Source organism: Microbacterium sp. Ru50, assembly GCF_002920555.1.
In the GTDB taxonomy this organism is placed as follows: Bacteria; Actinomycetota; Actinomycetes; order Actinomycetales; family Microbacteriaceae; genus Microbacterium; species Microbacterium arborescens.
Genome location: NZ_PQSV01000017.1, coordinates 1 through 1,086 on the forward strand (window position 1 = coordinate 1; position 1,086 = coordinate 1,086).

Below are 1,086 nucleotides of genomic sequence, written 5' to 3' on the forward strand. Positions count from 1 at the left end.
GTCTTCTCGTGGTCCGGCCCGGTCTCGGTGACCAGGTACTCGGGGACCCCGAGTCCTTCGGTTGCGGTCAGTTCCTGGAGGCTGGTCTTCCAGTCCAGGCCGGCACCGAGGCTGGAGGACTTCTCGATCAGCGGGTCGAACAGGCGGTGCACCAGCTCGGAGGCCGCGTCGAGGCCCTGGTCCAGGTAGACGGCACCGATGACGGCTTCGAGCGTGTCGGCAAGGATGGACGCCTTGTCCCGGCCGCCCGTGCCTTCCTCACCCCGGCCGAGCCGGATGAAGGCACCGAGGTCGAGGCCGCGCCCGACCTCCGCCAACGCACGCGAGTTGACCACCGCGGCCCGCAGCTTGGCCAGCTGGCCTTCGGGCAGGTCGGGGTGGGTGCGGTACAGCGTGTCCGTGACGACGAGGCCCAGCACGGAGTCTCCGAGGAACTCCAGGCGCTCGTTCGTCGGCAGACCGCCGTTCTCGTACGCGTAGGAACGGTGGGTCAGCGCTCGCACCAGAAGGGCGGACTCGACCTGGTAGCCGAGCCGCCCTTCCAGAAGCGTGTGGGACGAGGCCTGGTTGTCCGCAGAGGTTTTCTTCGGCGTGGACACAGTGCCTCTCACCAGCCCGCTCAGACTTCGAGGACCTGGCGCTTGTTGTAGGTGCCGCAAGACGGGCACGCGATGTGCTGCTGCTTGGGCTCGTGGCAGCGCTCGCACGCAACCAGGGTGGGGACCGCAGCCTTCCACTGCGACCGGCGGTGGCGCGTGTTGCTGCGCGACATCTTCCGCTTCGGAACAGCCACGGCTACTTCTCCTGCTTCTCGTCGACGCCCGCTTCGGCGCCGCTCATCTCGTCCTTATCGCCGGCTTCGAGTGAATCGGCGAATCCCTGCAAAGCCGCCCAACGGATGTCGACGGCGTCGTGGTGGTGGTCCGGGTCGTCCGCCAGCCGCGCCCCGCACTCGGAGCACAGGCCCGGGCAGTCTTCCTGGCACACCGGCTGCATCGGCAGTGCGAGCACCACCGCATCGCGCAGCACGGGTTCGAGGTCGATCAGACCGTCCTCGACAAAGAGCCTGTCCTCGTCGTCCTCGGC

At 68.1% G+C, this 1,086-nt stretch carries 3 protein-coding genes; all 3 read right to left on the reverse strand.

Annotation, left to right across the window (positions count from 1 at the left end; all coding sequences use genetic code 11):
- Window positions 1–599, reverse strand: a 599-nt coding sequence (gene rnc / locus C3481_RS15960) for a ribonuclease III (RefSeq protein WP_103843290.1), incomplete at its 3' end; no start/stop codon positions are given.
- A 20-nt stretch (window positions 600–619) separates the two neighbouring features.
- Window positions 620–793, reverse strand: coding sequence for a 50S ribosomal protein L32 (rpmF, locus tag C3481_RS15965; protein ID WP_003951102.1), 174 nt, complete (start codon window positions 791–793; stop codon window positions 620–622).
- A gap of 2 nt (window positions 794–795) precedes the next feature.
- A partial coding sequence (locus C3481_RS15970; protein WP_181021961.1) for a DUF177 domain-containing protein occupies window positions 796–1,086 on the reverse strand: 291 nt, incomplete at its 5' end.